Raw genomic sequence first — 401 nt, forward strand, 5'->3', positions numbered from 1 at the left:
GCACGACTTTCGAATAGGTGCGCCAGAACGCGCCCATGGTTCCGGTAAGCCAGTGCCGCCTTTCGATCTTCGCCGCCGAGCCGACCTTCATCGCCTCGGTGGTGTTGGCATAGGTGATCGAGAACGACGCGCCGCCGCTGATGTAGCTTTCGGCCAGCTCGGACTTGCTGATCGTGGTGCGTCCGTTTTCCTGCGGCGCGGTGAGATAGTCGCCGCTGTCGATTTCCGCCAGCAGCGCGACCGGCAACTGGCTGACGCGAAACACGATAGCCGGCAGGTCGATGCGTCCACGCATGAAGTCGCGATGGTTGAACTCGCTGACCTCCAGGCCGATGCGTTCGGCAAGGTGCCTGATATCGCCGACCTCGATGCGCTACTCCGCGATCGGAACCCCGGCAAAC

General features: G+C 62.8%; 1 pseudogene. It reads right to left on the reverse strand.

Annotated features, from left to right (window positions below):
• Window positions 1-295 (reverse strand): annotated as a pseudogene (locus EN862_RS34960) (type I secretion system permease/ATPase); the annotation flags it as partial.
• Window positions 296-401 lie beyond the last annotated feature (106 nt).

It is taken from the genome of Mesorhizobium sp. M2E.F.Ca.ET.219.01.1.1 (genome assembly GCF_004016445.2).
Classification (GTDB): Bacteria; Pseudomonadota; Alphaproteobacteria; order Rhizobiales; family Rhizobiaceae; genus Mesorhizobium.